9 protein-coding genes and 5 pseudogenes are annotated in these 17087 nt (G+C 62.5%); 4 read left to right on the top strand and 10 right to left on the bottom strand.

Annotation, left to right across the window (positions count from 1 at the left end; genetic code table 11):
• The 7 genes and pseudogenes from JWR98_RS28140 to pilM all read right to left on the bottom strand — a co-directional run.
• Positions 1 to 1256 (bottom strand): annotated as a pseudogene (locus JWR98_RS28140) (AAA family ATPase); the annotation flags it as partial.
• Positions 1257 to 1266: 10 nt separating this feature from the next.
• The gene (gene aroB / locus JWR98_RS28135) at positions 1267 to 2367 is read right to left on the bottom strand and encodes a 3-dehydroquinate synthase (RefSeq protein WP_078731226.1); all 1101 of its coding nucleotides are present in this window, start codon (positions 2365 to 2367) and stop codon (positions 1267 to 1269) included.
• A gap of 115 nt (positions 2368 to 2482) precedes the next feature.
• Positions 2483 to 3000: pseudogene (aroK, locus tag JWR98_RS28130) on the bottom strand (shikimate kinase AroK).
• 4 nt (positions 3001 to 3004) lie between these two features.
• Positions 3005 to 4252: pseudogene (locus JWR98_RS28125) on the bottom strand (type IV pilus secretin PilQ); the annotation flags it as partial.
• Positions 4253 to 4400: 148 nt separating this feature from the next.
• Positions 4401 to 5371 (bottom strand): annotated as a pseudogene (locus JWR98_RS28120) (pilus assembly protein PilP).
• The gene (locus tag JWR98_RS28115) at positions 5368 to 5922 is read right to left on the bottom strand and encodes a PilN domain-containing protein (RefSeq protein WP_078731223.1); all 555 of its coding nucleotides are present in this window, start codon (positions 5920 to 5922) and stop codon (positions 5368 to 5370) included. Before JWR98_RS28115 ends, JWR98_RS28120 begins: the two are co-directional and overlap by 4 nt.
• On the bottom strand, positions 5919 to 6572 hold the full coding sequence (pilM, locus tag JWR98_RS28110) for a type IV pilus biogenesis protein PilM (RefSeq protein ID WP_205491793.1): 654 nt from the start codon (positions 6570 to 6572) through the stop codon (positions 5919 to 5921). The genes JWR98_RS28115 and pilM overlap by 4 nt, the downstream gene beginning before the upstream one ends.
• 219 nt (positions 6573 to 6791) lie before the next feature.
• Between pilM and JWR98_RS28105 the strand changes: the two genes are divergently transcribed.
• Positions 6792 to 9251 (top strand): penicillin-binding protein 1A, encoded by a 2460-nt coding sequence (locus tag JWR98_RS28105; RefSeq protein WP_425273225.1) that lies wholly within the window; start codon positions 6792 to 6794, stop codon positions 9249 to 9251.
• 135 nt (positions 9252 to 9386) lie between these two features.
• On the opposite strand, the gene JWR98_RS28100 is transcribed toward JWR98_RS28105, so the two are convergent.
• The 3 genes and pseudogenes from JWR98_RS28100 to rpmE all read right to left on the bottom strand — a co-directional run bounded on the left by JWR98_RS28100 (position 9387) and on the right by rpmE (position 11889).
• Positions 9387 to 10655: a malic enzyme-like NAD(P)-binding protein gene (locus JWR98_RS28100; RefSeq protein WP_027605010.1), complete on the bottom strand. Its 1269-nt coding sequence runs from the start codon at positions 10653 to 10655 to the stop codon at positions 9387 to 9389.
• Positions 10656 to 10833: 178 nt separating this feature from the next.
• A pseudogene (locus tag JWR98_RS28095) lies at positions 10834 to 11641 on the bottom strand (thermonuclease family protein).
• 14 nt (positions 11642 to 11655) lie between these two features.
• Positions 11656 to 11889, bottom strand: coding sequence for a 50S ribosomal protein L31 (gene rpmE, locus JWR98_RS28090; RefSeq protein WP_005784030.1), 234 nt, complete (start codon positions 11887 to 11889; stop codon positions 11656 to 11658).
• A gap of 227 nt (positions 11890 to 12116) precedes the next feature.
• On the opposite strand from rpmE, the gene JWR98_RS28085 reads away from it, so the two are divergent.
• The 3 genes from JWR98_RS28085 (at position 12117) to JWR98_RS28075 (ending at position 16992) form a co-directional block, all read left to right on the top strand.
• Positions 12117 to 14336 carry a primosomal protein N' gene (locus tag JWR98_RS28085; RefSeq protein ID WP_078731219.1) on the top strand — a complete coding sequence of 740 codons (2220 nt, stop codon included), beginning with the start codon at positions 12117 to 12119 and terminating at the stop codon, positions 14334 to 14336.
• Between the two features lie 216 nt (positions 14337 to 14552).
• Complete coding sequence (gene argS / locus JWR98_RS28080; RefSeq protein ID WP_078731218.1) at positions 14553 to 16289, top strand: arginine--tRNA ligase; 1737 nt, start codon at positions 14553 to 14555, stop codon at positions 16287 to 16289.
• Between the two features lies 1 nt (position 16290).
• Entirely contained in the window at positions 16291 to 16992 is a 702-nt protein-coding gene (locus JWR98_RS28075; protein WP_078731217.1) for an SPOR domain-containing protein, read from the top strand.
• Positions 16993 to 17087: the final 95 nt, after the last annotated feature.

Genomic DNA, 17087 nt, shown 5'->3' with positions numbered 1-17087 from the left:
GCGACGGTGACCGGTTTTTCCGCAGGCTTGGCCGCAGGCGCCGGTTTGGCGGCGGGAGCCGGTGCCACAGGCTTGGCAACCGGTGCCGGCTTGGCGTCGCGACCGTCGGCGCAGGTGTCGGCGTCGGCACTGGCTTGGCGGCCGGTTGACCCGCTGGCACGCCCGCAGGCGGCGCGGTGGTGGTCACGGTCGGCGGAGTGGCGCTGGAGCCTTCCACGGGCACGCCGTCGTCGCCCTCGGCGATGCCGCCGGCTCTTCGGCGAGCGGGCCGCGCATCACCGGCTGGCCGACCATCGGCAGATTGTGGGTTGGCCGGAGTTGGCGAACTCAACGTTAGGAGTAGGCTTGCCCAGTGGCAACTGCGCCTGTTCGGTTGGCGCGCCGGCGGTGGTCGGTGCCTTGTTGCGACCCGGGATCAACCAGGCAGCGGCTACAGCGACCACGACAACGGCGGAAATCGCCAATACGTGCTTCTTAGGCATAGTGAACCCCATCTTTGGACGCTTGACCGCAGAGCGGCTGGCAATCATGGCTTCGATCATCGCATCGCGGGCAACCTGGTTGATGGTGCCAGGCCAGCCGCCTGCGCTGTCGTGAATATCAGAGATCTGTTGAGCGGAGAAAAGTTCGATACCGGCCCCGGCGCCTTCAAGGCGTTGAGCCAGGTATTCGCGGGTTTCGTCCTCTTCGTACGGCTGCAATTCGATGACGTGGAACAGCTCCTGATCGCCGCTCAACTGCTCAAGATCGGCGATCAGCGATGATTCACCGAACAGGAATACGTGCGGACGGCCTTCGGGCGTACCCGCCGCCAGCGCCAGCAGCGCTTCCAGGGCGGATTCGTCGAGCTGCTCGGCGTCATCCACCAGCAGGTAGACTTCCTGGCCGGTCAGGCCCAGTTGCACCACTTGCTTGAGGATCGCATTCGGCTCGGCATTGGCCACGTCCAGAGCCTGGGCAACCTGGCCCAATACGCCCGCCGCATCACCGACGCCACGCGCCGACACCACCACGCTCTGTACCGACTGCTTGTTGGTGCTGGCCACCAGGGCCTGGCGCAGCAAGGTCTTGCCGCTGCCCAGCGGGCCGGTCACAACCAGCAGCAATTGGCTGTAGCGCGCCAGGTGATGCAGCTGCCCCAGCACTGGCTTGCGCTGGGCCGGGAAAAATTTGAAGCCAGGCACCCGTGGCGCGAAAGGGTCGTGGCTCAGGTGGTAATGGCCGAGGAACGCCTCGTCGGCATGCAAACTAGTCATCGCGATCTTATTAACCTTTAAGCTGGGCCAGGGCGCGGTAATCCGCTCCCAGCGTGGCCTGTAAAATCTCTTTCGGATAATCGTCGGTCACCACCGCTTCGCCCATGTGGCGCAGCAGCACCAGTCGCAGTCGACCGTCGATCACTTTCTTGTCTATCGCCATATGTTCGAGGAAGTCCGCCTCGGTCATCTCCTGCGGCGGAATAACCGGCAAGCCGGCGCGCTGGAACAGGCGGATACCACGATCACGCTCCTGGGCACTGATCCAGCCCAGGCGGTGCGACATCTGCAATGCCATCACCGTGCCAGCCGCTACGGCCTCACCATGCAACCACACACCATAGCCCATGTGCGTTTCGATCGCATGGCCGAAGGTATGCCCCAGGTTCAGGGTGGCCCGTACGCCGGACTCCCGTTCGTCTGCATTCACCACCAGCGCCTTGGCGGCGCAGGAGCGGGAAATGGCTTCGGTCAGCGCCGCCTGGTCGAGGTTGCGCAGCGCATCCACGTGTTCTTCGAGCCAGGTCAGGAACGGCTCATCGCAGATCAGCCCGTACTTGATGACTTCCGCCAGACCGGCCGACAGCTCGCGCGGCGGCAGGGTGTTGAGGGTCGCGGTGTCGATCAGCACGGCCTGCGGCTGGTAGAACGCACCGACCATGTTCTTGCCCAGCGGGTGGTTGATGCCGGTCTTGCCGCCCACCGACGAATCGACTTGGGACAGCAGGGTGGTCGGCACTTGAATAAAGTCTACGCCACGCTGGTAGCAAGCCGCCGCAAAACCGGCCATGTCGCCGATCACACCGCCGCCCAGGGCGATCACAGTGGTACGCCGGTCATGACGCGCGGTCAGCAGGCCATCAAAAATAAGTTGCAGGGTTTCCCAGTTCTTGTGGGCTTCGCCGTCGGGCAAAATCACGGAGATCACCGAGTAGGCCGCCAGGCTGCGACTCAAACGCTCAAGGTACAGCGGCGCGACCGTTTCATTGGAAATGATCGCCACTTGTCGCCCGGTAATGTGCGGCGCCAGCAACTCGGGCTGGTCCAGCAGACCTTCGCCAATGTGGATCGGGTAGCTGCGCTCGCCTAGATCGACCTTAAGTGTCTGCATGTGTCCCCGCGTTAGAGATAGTTGACCGGTCGCAACGTCCGCTGCCTGGTGGCTCTACGCCACACCTCACAGGGTCATGGCGCGCCGCCGAGAATAGCGCATTTCGGGCCTGGCTTTAACGGGGTGGCAGCCGTTGCAGGCGCTCAAGGATATCGAGAACCACCATCCGGGGCGGCCGCTCATCGGTTTCCACCACCAGATCGGCTATTTCCCGATACAGCGGATCGCGCAACGCCAGCAGGTCGCGCAAGGTTTTTTCCGGGTTGGCCGTGCGCAACAACGGGCGATTGCGATCACGGGCGGTGCGGCCCACCTGTTGTTCGACCGACGCATGCAGGTAGACCACCCGTCCGCCGGCATGCAGCGCCCGACGGTTTTCATCGCGCATCACCGCGCCACCGCCAGTGGCCAATACCACGCCGTCGCAGCCGCACAGCTCAGCGATCATCGCCTGCTCGCGGTCACGAAAGCCCAGTTCGCCTTCTTTATCGAAGATCCATGGGATATTGGCACCCGTGCGCAATTCAATTTCCTTGTCGGAATCTTTGAACGGCAGGCGCAACTCTTTGGCCAGCAAACGCCGATGGTGCTTTTTCCAGCCCCCATCGGCCCTACAAGAATCAAATTTCGCACAGAATCAACGACTCACAGCAATCGCCTGGTTATTCATGATACGCGGAGTCAGGAATACCAGCAGCTCGGATTTTTTCTCCGCCAGCACATCGCGCCGGAAAAGGCGGCCAAGATACGGCACATCGCCCAAAAATGGCACTTTATCTACCACTTTGCTCTGGGTATTGGAGAAAACCCCGCCGATGACGATGGTTTCGCCATCCTTGACCAGCACCTTGGCGTTGACCTCGTTTTTCTTGATCGGCGGCACGTCGTTGAGTTTGTTCAGGTAGTCCGGCTCATCCTTGGTGACTTTGACCACCATGATCACATGGTCGTCTGGGGTGATTTGCGGGGTAACCTCCAGGGACAGCGAGGCCTCCTTGAACGACACGGAGGTGGCGCTCTGGGAAGTGGATTCCTGATAGGGAATTTCGGTGCCCTTGAGGATGCGTGCGGTCTCCTTGTCGGAGGTGACCACCTTGGGCTGCGAGACGATTTCACCGTTGCCGGTTTTCTCCATGGCCGTCAACTCCAAGTCCAGCAGCAGGTTGTCGGTGATGTAGGCAATACCCAGGCCGGAGGTGCCGGTGAGCGAACCCAGGTCGACAAACGGCGAGCTGGGCAGGTTTTCCGGCGGCGCCTCACCGTCCGGCACAGGCTTGCGAATACCGCCGGTGGCCCAGTTGCCGCGATTGATCGCGCCGCCCCAGCGTGCGCCCAGGCTTTTGTCATAGTCGACATTGGCCTCGACGATCCGCGCCTCGATCATCACCTGGCGCACGGGGATATCCAGTTGCGCCACTATCCGCCGCAGCTCCTCAAGCCGCTCACTGGTCTGGTAGGCGATGATGTTGTTGGTGCGGTCATCCACCGCCACCGAGCCGCGTTCGTCGGTGGCGCCTTCAAACCCGGTCATCGACTGAAACAGCTTGGCCAGGTCCGCCGCCTTGGCGTAGTTGACCTGCAACAGCTCTCGGCGCAACGGCGCCAGGTCGGCCATCTGCTTGCGTGCTTCCAATGTCAGCAGTTCGCGAGCGGCCAGTTCCTCGGCGGGCGCCACCAGCAAGACACCGGCCTTCACCCGTTTATCCAGGCCCTTGGCCTGCAGCACCAGATCCAGCGCCTGGTCCCAGGGCACGTCCTTCAGACGCAAGGTGATCGCCCCCTGCACATCATCGCTGGCCATCAGGTTGAGGCCCGCGACATCGGCAATCTGCTGCAATACGGCGCGCAACTCGATGTTCTGGAAGTTGAGGTTCAGTGTGTCGCCGGTATAGCCGTCCGACATCGCACGGCCGGGGGCCGGCAGCTGGATCAGATCCACACGATTGGGCACAGCGGCAGCCATCGGTGCCGTGAACGCTATCCATAGCGCCACACCGAAGGACAGGAAAGTCCTTTTCATTTGCTTGATTCCGTTAAGAGTTGACGTTTAACACGAGGGTTCGCGAGCGTTCCAGCCATGCGCCCTGTTCATCGGGAAACGACTCGACCAGCTCGATATGGTCATCATGAATGGCGGTGACCCGGCCATGATCAGGCCCCAGGTAATCACCGACCGCCAGGCGGTGTACCGTTGATGCCGCGCGCAACAGTGCATAGGCGCGCCCCCCACGTGACAGCGTGCCGACCATTTCGAAGCGGTCCACCGCCAGGTTTTCCAGGGTTCCACGCGTACGCGAGAGGTCCGGCGCGCGGGCCGGCCGCCCAAGGGCATGCCCACCTGCAGGGCAAGTGGCTGGAACGGGTCACGCAGACCGCCAGCCGCATAGACAAAACGCTGCCCCTGCACGGCCGGCTCGCCCAGCCGGGCAACCGGTTGCGTATGCCAATAGGTCTTGGCCACCAGCTCAAGCCGAAGCAACTTGCCCTCAGCGCGCAGGGCAACGTCATGCACCGTGGCAATCCGGGAAAGACCACCCAGGCCGCTGACGAACATTGCCAGGTCGTGATAGGCGCCGGTAGCGTTGACCTGCACAGGTTGCTCGACGTACAGCCCCCGAGGTTGCTCATCCAGCGGCGTGACACTTTCGACCACTACGCCATTGGCCAACGCCAACCGCGCGATGTCTTCGAGCAGACGAGGCATTTCGGACGTGCCGGGCAACTGCTGCAACAGCCCGTCGGACTTGCCCTGCATCAGCTGTAGCTGACGAGTCAGCGCCTCCAGACCCGCAGCCTGGAGCGTTTTTTCCGCGAGTTGGCGCTGCAGCGTCATTTCCCGCGCTTGTGCCTGGTGCAAGCGCTCGCGCGCGGGGCTCAGGTACGCCAGATCACCCGCCAGCAGCACCAGGCCGGCCAGCGCACAGCCGGCCAGAACCTTACCGGGCAAGGGCCATTGTGCAGCGTTGTGAGCAAGCGCGGAAAAGTAGAGCCTGGGCAGGCTCATGGCTGGGCCTCGGCGGAGTCTCCATGGCGCACCATCAGCTGGAATTCATTGCTGCCGCGCGCCGCCTCGGTTCGGACATGCCGCAGCCGAGCCGCACCTGGACCTTCCGCCGTTTCCAGGCGGCGCATCAGTTGCGCGATATCCTGGCTGGATTCGGCACTGCCGCTGATACTCAGCGTGTCGCCCTTGGCCACCACTTCGTGCAGATGCACGCCATCGGGTACCGCTCGCGCCAATTGATCCAACAGCTGGGCACCGGAGGAGCGGGCATCGTGCAGATCCTGCACGACCTTCATACGCTCGGCCAATTGCTGGCTCTGCTCCTGCAAGTCATCGATGGTCTTGATGCGCTGGTCCTGCGTGGCGACCCCTCTGTCCAAATGGTCGTTGCGCGTCACTTGCCGGTCAATCGCCCGATCGATCACCTGGTCCGCCAGCCACACCGCCGCCAGCGCCACACAGGCGAACGCCAGCAACAACGCCAGAAAGTACTTGCGCCGCCGCTCCGCCAGCGCCTGGCGCCAGGGCAAAAGATTGATTCGTGTCTTCAAGCGAAACTCCTCAGGGCCAGCCCGCAGGCAACTCCCATCCCTTGTACATCCACGGCCCACTGTGCGCCATCGACTCGATGACCCAGCGTGAAGCTGGCGAAATCCTGACCGCTCGCGCGCGCCAATGCAAACGCTTCAATGTCGACCACCCGCGGCACCAGCCCCGCCAGCGCCAAAACCGCCTCGCGGGCTTCGACCTGCGCCTTGAGGCAGGCCGCCAGCAACACCTCGATCCGCGCCGGGTTCTGGGCGCAGTGGTCTTGTACCTGGAAGTCGATGGCCACGTCATCCAACGTATAAGGAATGTACTGCTCAGCCTCCATCTGGATCATCCATGCCATCTCGTCGTCATTGAGCCCAGCCTGCAATTCGACCACACGCGTGATGACCGAAGGCCCCGCCACCGCCACGGCTGCATCACGCGCCGAGCTTTGCAACCTCGACAAAGCGGCGATCAGCGCGCGCGCCACAGCTTCGATGTCGAGCACTGCGCCATCGACCACCGCCTTGGCCGGCAGATCCTGCGTCGCATAGGCCTGGATGCTGTAACCCGCAGTTGAACGCCCGAGTTCGACCAGTTTGAGGCTGGTGTCATTGATGTCGATACCCAGCAAGGTATCGGCTTTTCGCCTGAAAAATCCCTTTACCATAAAACTCCCTAACCCTTTCCCTGTCATACCGCCTGATTGCCGCCGGCACCGTGCATTCGGTCGACATGTCGGGGAGCCATGCATGACGCCCCGAGCCGAAAATGCTTTAATGCCCAGCGTTTTTTCCCGCTTTTTATCTGCAGCTCGGGTTGATCCATCGTTCGCCATGCATGCCCCGACGCCTAACCCATTCTTTTCTCTGGAAATCCAAAAGCCTTGATTCGTCTGCTGAAGTTTTTCGGGTACTCCATTGTCGCCATCGTCTGCGGGCTGCTGCTCGTGCTCAGCGGAGCCTACCTCTACCTTAGTCCGGGTTTGCCCTCGGTAGAGGCCCTTAGAAGTATCCAGTTGCAGATTCCTTTGCGGGTCTACAGCAGCGATGAAAAACTGATCGCGGAGTTCGGCGAAATGCGCCGCACACCGATCCGTTTTGCCGACATTCCGCCCAATTTCATCAGCGCCCTGCTGTCGGCCGAAGATGATAATTTCGCCAACCACTATGGCGTCGACCCCAGCAGCCTGGTGCGCGCCGCCACGCAGTTGGTAAAAAGCGGACACATCCAGTCCGGTGGCAGCACCATCACCATGCAGGTGGCGAAGAACTTCTTCCTCACCAGCGAACGCAGCTTTTCGCGCAAAGCCACCGAGATCCTGCTGGCCCTGCAGATCGAACGCCAGCTGACCAAGGACGAGATCCTTGAGCTGTACGTCAACAAGATCTATCTGGGTAACCGCGCCTACGGCATCGAAGCCGCATCCCAGGTGTACTACGGCAAGTCCATTCGCGACGCCAGCCTGGCGCAGATGGCGATGATCGCCGGCCTGCCCAAGGCCCCTTCGCGCTTCAACCCCCTGGCCAACCCGGCGCGCAGCAAAGAGCGGCGCGACTGGATCCTGGGGCGCATGTACAAGCTGGGCAAGATCGACCAGGCCGCCTATGAAAGTGCCGTGGCCGAGCCGTTGAATGCCAGCTATCACGTCCCGACGCCGGAAGTGAACGCGCCGTATATCGCTGAAATGGCCCGCGCCGAAATGGTCGGCCGCTATGGCAGCGACGCCTACACCGAAGGCTTCCGTGTGACGACCACCGTTCCGAGCAACCTGCAGGAAATCGCCAATGAATCGGTGCATTCCGGCCTGATCGCCTACGATCAACGTCATGGCTATCGCGGCCCGGAATCACGCCTGCCGGGCAAGACCCTCAGTGCCTGGACCGCCGAACTGGGCAAACAGCGCGCAATCAGCGGCCTGGAGCCGGCCATCGTGACCCAGGTGAACAAAGACGGCGTGCAAGTACTCACCCGCACCGGCGAAGCCCGTGTGGCCTGGGACAGCATGAAGTGGGCCCGCCCCTTCCTGAACACCAACAGCATGGGCCCGATGCCCAAGCAGCCGGCGGACGTCGCCCAAGTGGGTGACTTGATCCGCGTGCAGCGCCAGAAGGACGACAGCCTCAAATTCAGCCAGGTGCCAATGGCCCAGAGCGCACTGGTCTCCCTCGACCCGCAAAATGGTGCGATCCGTGCCCTGGTCGGCGGCTTCGCTTTCGAGCAGAGCAACTACAACCGCGCCACCCAGGCCAAGCGGCAACCGGGTTCGAGCTTCAAGCCGTTCATTTACAGCGCCGCATTGGATAACGGCTACACCGCCGCCAGCCTGGTCAACGACGCACCCATCGTGTTTGTCGATGAGTACCTGGACAAGGTCTGGCGTCCGAAGAACGACACCAACACCTTCCTCGGCCCGATCCGCATCCGCGAGGCGCTGTACAAGTCGCGTAACCTGGTGTCGATCCGCCTGCTGCAAGCGATGGGCGTAGGCAAGACCATCGACTACATCACGCGCTTTGGCTTCGCCAAGTCGGACCTGCCGCCGAACCTGTCGCTGGCCCTGGGCACCGCGACGCTCACGCCGATGGAAATCGCCACCGGCTGGAGCACCTTTGCCAACGGCGGCTACAAGATCTCGCCGTACCTGATCGACAAGATCGAAAGCCGCAACGGCGATACCCTGTTCACCGCCAACCCGCCACGGGTGCCGGGCGATGTGGTCAACGGCATGGCGGCCACCGATGGCCTGGCGGCGCCGAGCAATGGCGGCATTACCATTGAGCCGACGCCAGGCACCGCGCCGACCACAGCGGCCGCCCCGACCGAACCGCAAGCACCGGCCGTTGCCGAGCGCATTGTGGATGGCCGCACGACGTATATCCTCAACAGCATCCTTGAAGACGTGATCAAGAAAGGCACCGGCCGCCGCGCCCTGGCCCTTGGCCGCGCGGATATCGCAGGCAAGACCGGTACCACCAACGAATCCAAGGACGCCTGGTTCTCCGGCTACAACGCCGACTACGTGACCACCGTGTGGACCGGTTACGACCAGCCAGAAAGCCTCGGCCGCCGTGAATTCGGTGGCACCGTCGCACTGCCGATCTGGATGAGCTACATGGGCGCAGCCCTGAAGGACAAGCCGCTGCACACCCAGCCGGAGCCGGAAGGCATCCTCAGCCTGCGAATCGACCCGGTGAGCGGCCGTGCAGCCTCGCCAAGCACGCCGAACGCGTACTTCGAACTGTTCAAGAGCGAAGACACACCGCCGTCGGTCAATGAATTGGGCAATGGCGTGGTACCGGGTAGCCCGTTGCCGGCGGATGAGGCCGCGCCGATTGATCTCTTTTAGAGAGCGGAAAGTTGTCAGCTACAAGCGGCAAGTAAAGAACGGTGATGTGCTGCTCTTGAACTTGCCGCTTGCAGCTTGAAACTTCCCCATAAAAAAACCCGGCGTTCTGAGCCGGGTTTTTTATGGGTCTACGGCTTAGCCGTTGAACACATCATCCACGCTTTGCAGCGGGTAGTTCTTCGGATACGGCAGCGTGGCCACACCGGTCTCGATCGCGGCTTTGGCCACGGCGTCGGAGATCAGGGTGATCAGGCGCTTGTCCATTGGCTTCGGAATGATGTACTCACGGCCGAACTCAAGTTTGGCGCCACCGTAGGCATCGCACACGTCCTGTGGCACCGGCAGCTTGGCCAGTTCGCGCAGGGCATTGGCGGCAGCGACTTTCATCTCTTCGTTGATACGCTTGGCGCGAACGTCCAGGGCACCACGGAAGATGAACGGGAAGCCCAGAACGTTGTTGACCTGGTTCGGGTAGTCCGAGCGGCCGGTGGCCATGATCACGTCGTCGCGGGTGGCGTGGGCCAACTCCGGGGCGATTTCCGGATCAGGGTTGGAGCAGGCGAACACGATCGGGTTGGCCGCCATGGACTTCAGGCCTTCGGCGCTGAGCAGGTTCGGGCCGGACAGGCCGACGAACACGTCTGCACCGTTGAGGGCGTCAGCCAGGGTGCGCTTGGACGACGGGTGGGCAAACATCGCCTTGTACTGGTTCAGATCGGTACGCTCGGACTGGATCACGCCCTTGCTGTCGACCATGTAGATGTTCTCAAGCTTGGCGCCCATGCTCACGATCAGCTTCATGCAGGAGATCGCGGCAGCACCGGCGCCCAGGCAGACGATCTTGGCGTCAGCCAGGGTTTTGCCGGCGATTTCCAGGGCATTGATCATGCCGGCGGCGGTAACGATTGCAGTACCGTGCTGGTCATCGTGGAATACCGGAATGTCGCACTGCTCGATCAGGGCCTTTTCGATCTCAAAGCACTCAGGTGCCTTGATGTCTTCCAGGTTGATGCCACCGAAGGTGATGGAGATGCGCTTGACGGTGTCGATGAAAGCCTGCGGGCTTTCGGAGTCGACTTCGATGTCGAAAACGTCAATGCCGGCGAAGCGCTTGAACAGCACGCCTTTACCTTCCATGACTGGCTTGGACGCCAATGGGCCGAGGTTGCCCAGGCCGAGAATCGCGGTGCCATCGGAAATCACTGCAACCAGGTTGCCTTTGCCGGTGTACTTGTACGCCAGTTCTGGATCGCGGGCGATTTCGCGTACGGGCTCGGCAACACCAGGGCTGTAGGCCAGCGACAGGTCGCGAGCAGTGGCAGTGGCTTTGGTGAGCTCTACACTCAGCTTCCCTGGACGAGGATGGGCATGATATTCGAGAGCGGCAGTTTTCAAATCAGACATATCGGCATTCCGCTTTTACTGTTGGTCGACGGACCGCCGAGGATACGCGTGTCGTAAAGCCCCTACAAGACTGGGCAGTCACAGGTGTCAAGACCCCGCAGCGCCGTACTTTGGTCTAAGGCCACGGGATACAAGGGCTCAACTGTTCACAATCGAATAAAAAAATGTCTACAATTTTTTATTCATCTATCGATTTGAGCATGCCGGGATCCGTCAGCGGCAGCAGCCAACGCGCCTGCTCGCTTTTGCGACCACCGCGTTTGGCGCGATCTTGCACCCAGCCACGCGCCTCGACTTTCTTGCCTTGCAGACCATTGAGCAGGCTGCTGTCGAATTGACGGGCCAGGTCGCGCAATGCGTAATACCACTGCGCCCTGCAATTGGATCCAGATTCCGCCGCGATTACGTTCGATACGGCTCACCCGGCCGCTGACCAGGGCAAAGCCGGATTGGCGCAGCTGCGCCACGGATTGCACCGGCGATTGCCGCCATACACCCAGGCGCGCCGAGCGGGCGCTGTCTTCAGCGGCCTGCTGGCAGGTGGCGAGGTCGACATTGGGAGCGACGCCGACCTGGAATCCCAGGCCTTCGGCCAGCAATTGCGCCTCCAGGTTCTCGCCATCGGCGCCATAGAGGTGGGCCAGGGTGCGCCCGTAGTGATCCTTACTCTCACGCCCCGACAACAACCCCACACGCCCACCACTGGCCTGCACCAATGCCTGCAAGCGTTGGCGGGCGGCGACGGCAAAAGGCTCGTCGGTACGGCCTTTCTTGCCGGTTTCCGGCGCATTGAGCCCGATCATGCGCACACTGCGGCCGTCCTTGAGGCGCACCGTGTCGCCATCCACCACCCGCTGCACCTCGACTTGGGCCAGGCCAGCAGGCGCGGGGCAAAATACTTCGGCCTGGGCGGCCGACAGCCAAATCGCAGGTACAAAAAAGGCGCCCGCAAGGGACGCCTTTTTTAACAGCTGGCAAAAGCCCATAAGGCTTTCGAGCCTTACTCTGCCGGAGTAGCAGCAGGCTTCTTGCCGAAAGCACCGAAGCGATCTGCGAAGCGCTGTACGCGGCCGCCGGTGTCCAGAGTCTTCTGCTTACCGGTGTAGAACGGGTGGCACTCGTTGCATACGTCAGTACCCAGTGGCTTGCACAGGTTCGAGCGAGTTTCGAACTTGTTGCCGCAGCTGCAGGTAACTTCGATGGTTTCGTACGCTGGATGGATATCGGCTTTCATGGCACTTCCTCGGGCTAGCGTGCCGCCACTCGACACTATTGTCGAATACCGCACGTAATTAGGCCGCGGATTCTACCAGACCTTTTCAATCGCGCAAGCGGCGACACCCCTCTCGTATCCACATAAAAGCACCTTTCATCAGAAAACCGTGGCATACCCAACACTCCCCTCGTCTGCTAGTCTCGCGCCCCTGCGCCACCCCTGTCTTTACTATGAGATCTCACCGCGTGCCCGACGCCATTTTGCGCCTAGCCCTGCCTTCGCCCCTGCGCCGCCTGTTCGATTATCGGGCGCCGGCTGGCGTGCCGCGGGCGCAGTTGCAGCCGGGCATGCGCGTGCGCGTGCCGTTTGGGCGACGGGAGATGATTGGCATCCTGATCGAAGTCGCCGACCACAGCGAAGTGCCCGCCGATAAACTCAAGCCCGCCCTGGCCATGCTCGACACCACGCCACCCCTGCCGCCCGCGCTGTTCAAGCTGTGCCTGTGGACGGCTCAGTATTACCAGCACAGCCTCGGCGACACCTTGAGCTGGGCCCTGCCGGTACTGCTGCGCCAGGGCGAGCTGGCCGAAGCGCGTCAGGAGCGGTTCTGGTCGAGCGTGCCCGGCGCCAGCCTCGATGACCCGCGCATCGCCCGTGCCCCGCGCCAGCGTGAAGCCCTGGCCACCCTGGCCCAGCACCCTCACGGCGTGGCGCATCAGCTGTTGAGCAAGCTGATGCTGAGCAAAGACAGCCTCGACCTGCTGCTGGCCAAGGGCCTGGTGCAGGTTGAAATTCGCAAGCACGCTCCGGATCCGCGCCACGAACATTGGCTGGCCCAGCCGGAGTTACCGCTGAACCCCGAGCAACGCGCCGCGTATGAGGCGATTCGCGCAGGTTTCGACAGTTTCCACGCGTTCCTGCTGGCGGGCGTCACCGGCAGCGGCAAGACCGAAGTGTATTTGCAGTTGATCCGCGAAACCTTGCAGGCCGGCAAACAGGCGCTGGTGCTGATCCCCGAGATCAACCTCGGCCCGCAAACCCTGGCGCGCTTCGAGCAGCGCTTCAATGCGCGCATCGCGCTGGTGCACTCTGCGGTCAACGACCGCGAGCGCCTGGAGTCGTGGTTGGCGGCACGCGATGGCGAGGCCGACATTATTATCGGCACCCGCTCGGCGCTGTTCACCCCGATGAAAAATCCCGGGCTGATCATCATCGACGAAGAACACGACGGTTCTTATAAGCAGCAGGAAGGCCTGCGCTACCACGCCCGCGACCTGGCGCTGGTGCGCGCCCGCCAGGAAGACATCCCGATTGTGCTGGGTTCGGCCACGCCCTCCCTGGAGAGCCTGCACAACGCCTACACCGGCCGTTACGGGCTCCTACGCCTGAATGAACGCGCCGGCGGCGCCAAACAACCTCGCTTCCTGCGCCTGGACGTAAAAAGCCGTCCGCTGGACAGCGGTATTTCCGGGCCGATGCAACAGGCCATCGGCCAGACCCTCGCCGCCGGCCAGCAAGTCCTGGTATTTCTCAACCGTCGCGGCTTTGCGCCGACGCTGCTGTGCCATGACTGTGGCTGGATGTCCGAATGCGAGCGCTGCGACGCACGCATGACCGTGCACCAGCGCTACGGCGAGTTGCGCTGCCATCACTGCGGCCATGTGGAGCGCGTGCCCCGCCACTGCCCGCAGTGCGGCAAGGTCGACCTGCGCCCGGTTGGGGCGGGCACCGAGCGCGCCGAAGAGCGCCTGGGCATTCTGTTTCCGGATTACCCGGTGCTGCGGGTCGACCGCGACAGCACTTCGCGCAAGGATGCGATGAACCAACTGTTCGCCACTATCCAGAAAGGCCAACCGTGCATATTGGTGGGCACGCAGATGCTCGCCAAAGGGCACCACTTTCCCCGGGTGACGCTGGTGTCGATCCTGGATGCCGACGGCGGCCTGTTCTCCGGCGACTTCCGCGCCAGCGAGCGCATGGCGCAGTTGATCGTGCAAGTCGCCGGGCGTGCCGGGCGTGCCGAAGAGCCGGGCAAGGTGATTATCCAGACGCACCTGGCCGACCACCCGCTGCTGATCCAACTGACCGAACAGGGCTACTTTGCTTTCGCCGAACAGGCGTTGAGCGAACGCCGTGCCGCGGGCCTGCCACCCTTTTCCCACCTGGCCCTGCTGCGCGCCGAAGCCCATAAACCCGGGCAGGCCGAAGCGTTCCTGGATGAAGCATGCAGCGCCGCCGAACGTTTACTCGGCGAACTGGGTCTGAGCGGCATCGAACTCCTCGGCCCGGTGCCCGCGCCCATGGAACGCCGCGCCGGGCGTTACCGCGCTCAGCTACTTTTACAAGCCACCTCGCGGGCGCCGCTGCATCGGTTATTAAGTAGCTGGTTGCTTGCTCTGGAGCAAATGCCCAGCGGGCGACAGGTGCGATGGTCGTTGGATGTGGACCCGGTAGATTTGTATTGAAATCCCCGTGGCGAGGGAGCTTGCTCCCGCTGGGCTGCATAGCGGCCCCAAGTTTTTGGCAGCGCTTCGCACTCCTGCGAGAGCAAGCTCCCTCGCCACAGGTTAATCGTCTGTAGAGATCCGACGAAGGTTGGCAAGCCCGCCCTCGCCACGGATAATGCCCAGTTTTTCCACCTGCGCATCGCGCGCCGCCGCTTGCGGTCGAAAGAGAACACCATGAAAGACACCATTCGCCAGCTGATCCAACAAGCCCTCACCCATCTCGTCAACGAAGGTGTGTTGCCTGAAGGCCTGACGCCGGCGATCCAGGTGGAAAATACCCGCGACAAGACCCACGGTGACTTCGCCAGCAATATCGCGATGATGCTGTCCAAGCCGGCTGGCATGAAGCCGCGCGATCTGGCGGAAAAAATCATTGCCGCACTGCCGGCCGACGAGAGTGTGACCAAGGCCGAAATCGCCGGCCCTGGCTTTATCAACTTCTTCCAGAACACCCAGGCCCTGGCGTCGCGCCTGGACGCCGCCCTGGCCGATGCCAAAATCGGCGCGCGCAAGGCCGGCGAAGCGCAGCGCGTGGTCGTCGACCTGTCGGCGCCGAACCTGGCCAAAGAGATGCACGTGGGTCACCTGCGTTCGACCATCATCGGCGACGGCGTGGCGCGGGTGCTGGAGTTTCTAGGCGACAGCGTGATCCGTCAGAACCATGTGGGCGACTGGGGCACCCAGTTCGGCATGCTGATGGCGTACCTGCAAGAGAACCCGATCACCAGCAACGAGCTGTCGGACCTGGAGAACTTCTACCGCGCCGCCAAGAAGCGCTTTGACGAATCCGAAGCCTTCGCCGACCGCGCCCGCGGCCTGGTGGTCAAGCTGCAAGCCGGCGACGCCGAATGCCTGGCGCTGTGGAATCGCTTCCGCGATATCTCGCTGTCCCACTGCCAGGAAATCTACGAGCTGCTCAACGTCAAATTGACCATGGCCGACGTGATGGGCGAAAGCGCTTATAACGACGACCTGATCAACGTGGTCAACGACCTCAAGGCCAAGGGTCTGCTGGTGGAAAGCAACGGCGCACAGTGCGTGTTCCTCGAAGAATTCAAGACCGCCGACGGCGAACCGCTGCCGGTGATCATCGTCAAGGCCGATGGCGGCTATCTCTACGCCACCACCGACCTCGCCGCCGTGCGCTACCGCAGCGGCGTGCTCAAGGCCGACCGTGCGCTGTACTTCGTCGACCAGCGCCAGGCCCTGCACTTCCAGCAGGTGTTCGAAGTGGCGCGTCGCGCAGGCTTCGTCACCCATCCGATGCACATGGAGCACATGGGCTTCGGCACCATGAACGGCGCCGATGGCCGCCCGTTCAAGACCCGCGACGGTGGCACGGTAAAACTGATCGACCTGCTCAACGAAGCCCAGGAGCGCGCCTATAACCTGGTGAAGGAAAAGAACCCGGAACTGGCCGAGGCCGACCTGCGCAACATCGCCCGCGTGGTAGGCATCGGCGCAGTCAAATACGCTGACCTGTCCAAGCACCGCACCAGCGACTACAGCTTCAACTTCGAACTGATGCTCAACTTCGAAGGCAACACCGCGCCGTACCTGCTCTACGCCTACACCCGCGTGGCCGGTGTGTTCCGCAAGCTGGGCAAGGATTTCAGCGAAGTCGAAGGCCGCATCGTGCTGGATGCGCCCCACGAACAGGAATTGGCCGCCAAACTGGCGCAATTCGGCGAAGTGTTGAACAGCGTCGGCGAGAAAGGCACGCCGCACATCCTGTGCACCTACCTGTATGAAGTAGCCGGCCTGTTCTCCAGTTTCTACGAGAACTGCCCAATCCTCACCGCCGACGACGAAGCCCAAAAGCAGAGTCGCCTGCGCCTCGCCGCACTGGCTGGACGGACCCTCAAGCAAGGCCTGGAACTGTTGGGCCTGGAAACTCTGGAGCGTATGTAAGTTGGCCGCCAAGAAAAAACCTGCACCCAAGCGCGGCGCCAGCCGCTACCAGGCCCCGGCGAAAAAGCCGATCCCAGGCTGGTTGTGGATGGCCATCGGCCTCACGGTCGGTGCGTTTGTGGTGTTTCTGATGAAGCTGGATCCGGGCCAGGGCGACGACGTCAAACGGGTCAAGCAGGAACAGCAGAAAGCCAGCAAAATTGCCGAAGCCAACAAGACTGCGCCAAGCCCGACCGCACCGGTGAAGCCGAAATATGACTTCTACACGCTGCTGCCGGAATCAGAGGTGATCGTGCCGCCCGACGCCGTGCCGGAGAAAACCCTGCCGACGCCGCAGGTACCGACCACCCCGGTGACGCCGGCGGAAGCGGCGAAAATCGACACCGCCCGCGCCCAGGCGGCGCTGGCCGGGATCACCCCGCCGCCAGCACCGCCCGTTGCCGAGACCAAGGCGGCGCCGGTGACCAAGTTCTTCCTGCAGGCGGGCTCGTTCCCCAAACAGGCAGATGCGGACCGCGTGCGGGCGCAGATCATTCTGCTGGGCCAGTCAGTGACGGTGGAGTCCGGCACCGTGAAGGACGCCACGTGGTATCGCGTATTGGTGGGGCCGTTCAGCAACCGTGAACAGCTGACCGTGGCGCAGAAACAATTGGCCGGCGCCGGGTTTAGCAACCTGTTGTTACAACAACGCCAGAGCCGCTGATTCAGAAGACACAGCAGGACTAATGTGGGAGGGGGCTTCGCCCCGATAGCGGTGGGTCAGTCAGCTTATCTGTAGCTGACCCACTGCAATCGGGG

The organism is Pseudomonas lactucae (assembly GCF_016937615.1).
In the GTDB taxonomy this organism is placed as follows: domain Bacteria; phylum Pseudomonadota; class Gammaproteobacteria; order Pseudomonadales; family Pseudomonadaceae; genus Aquipseudomonas; species Aquipseudomonas lactucae.
The sequence above is the reverse complement of the archived record's forward strand: the minus strand, read 5'-3'. Positions and strand labels throughout refer to the sequence as shown.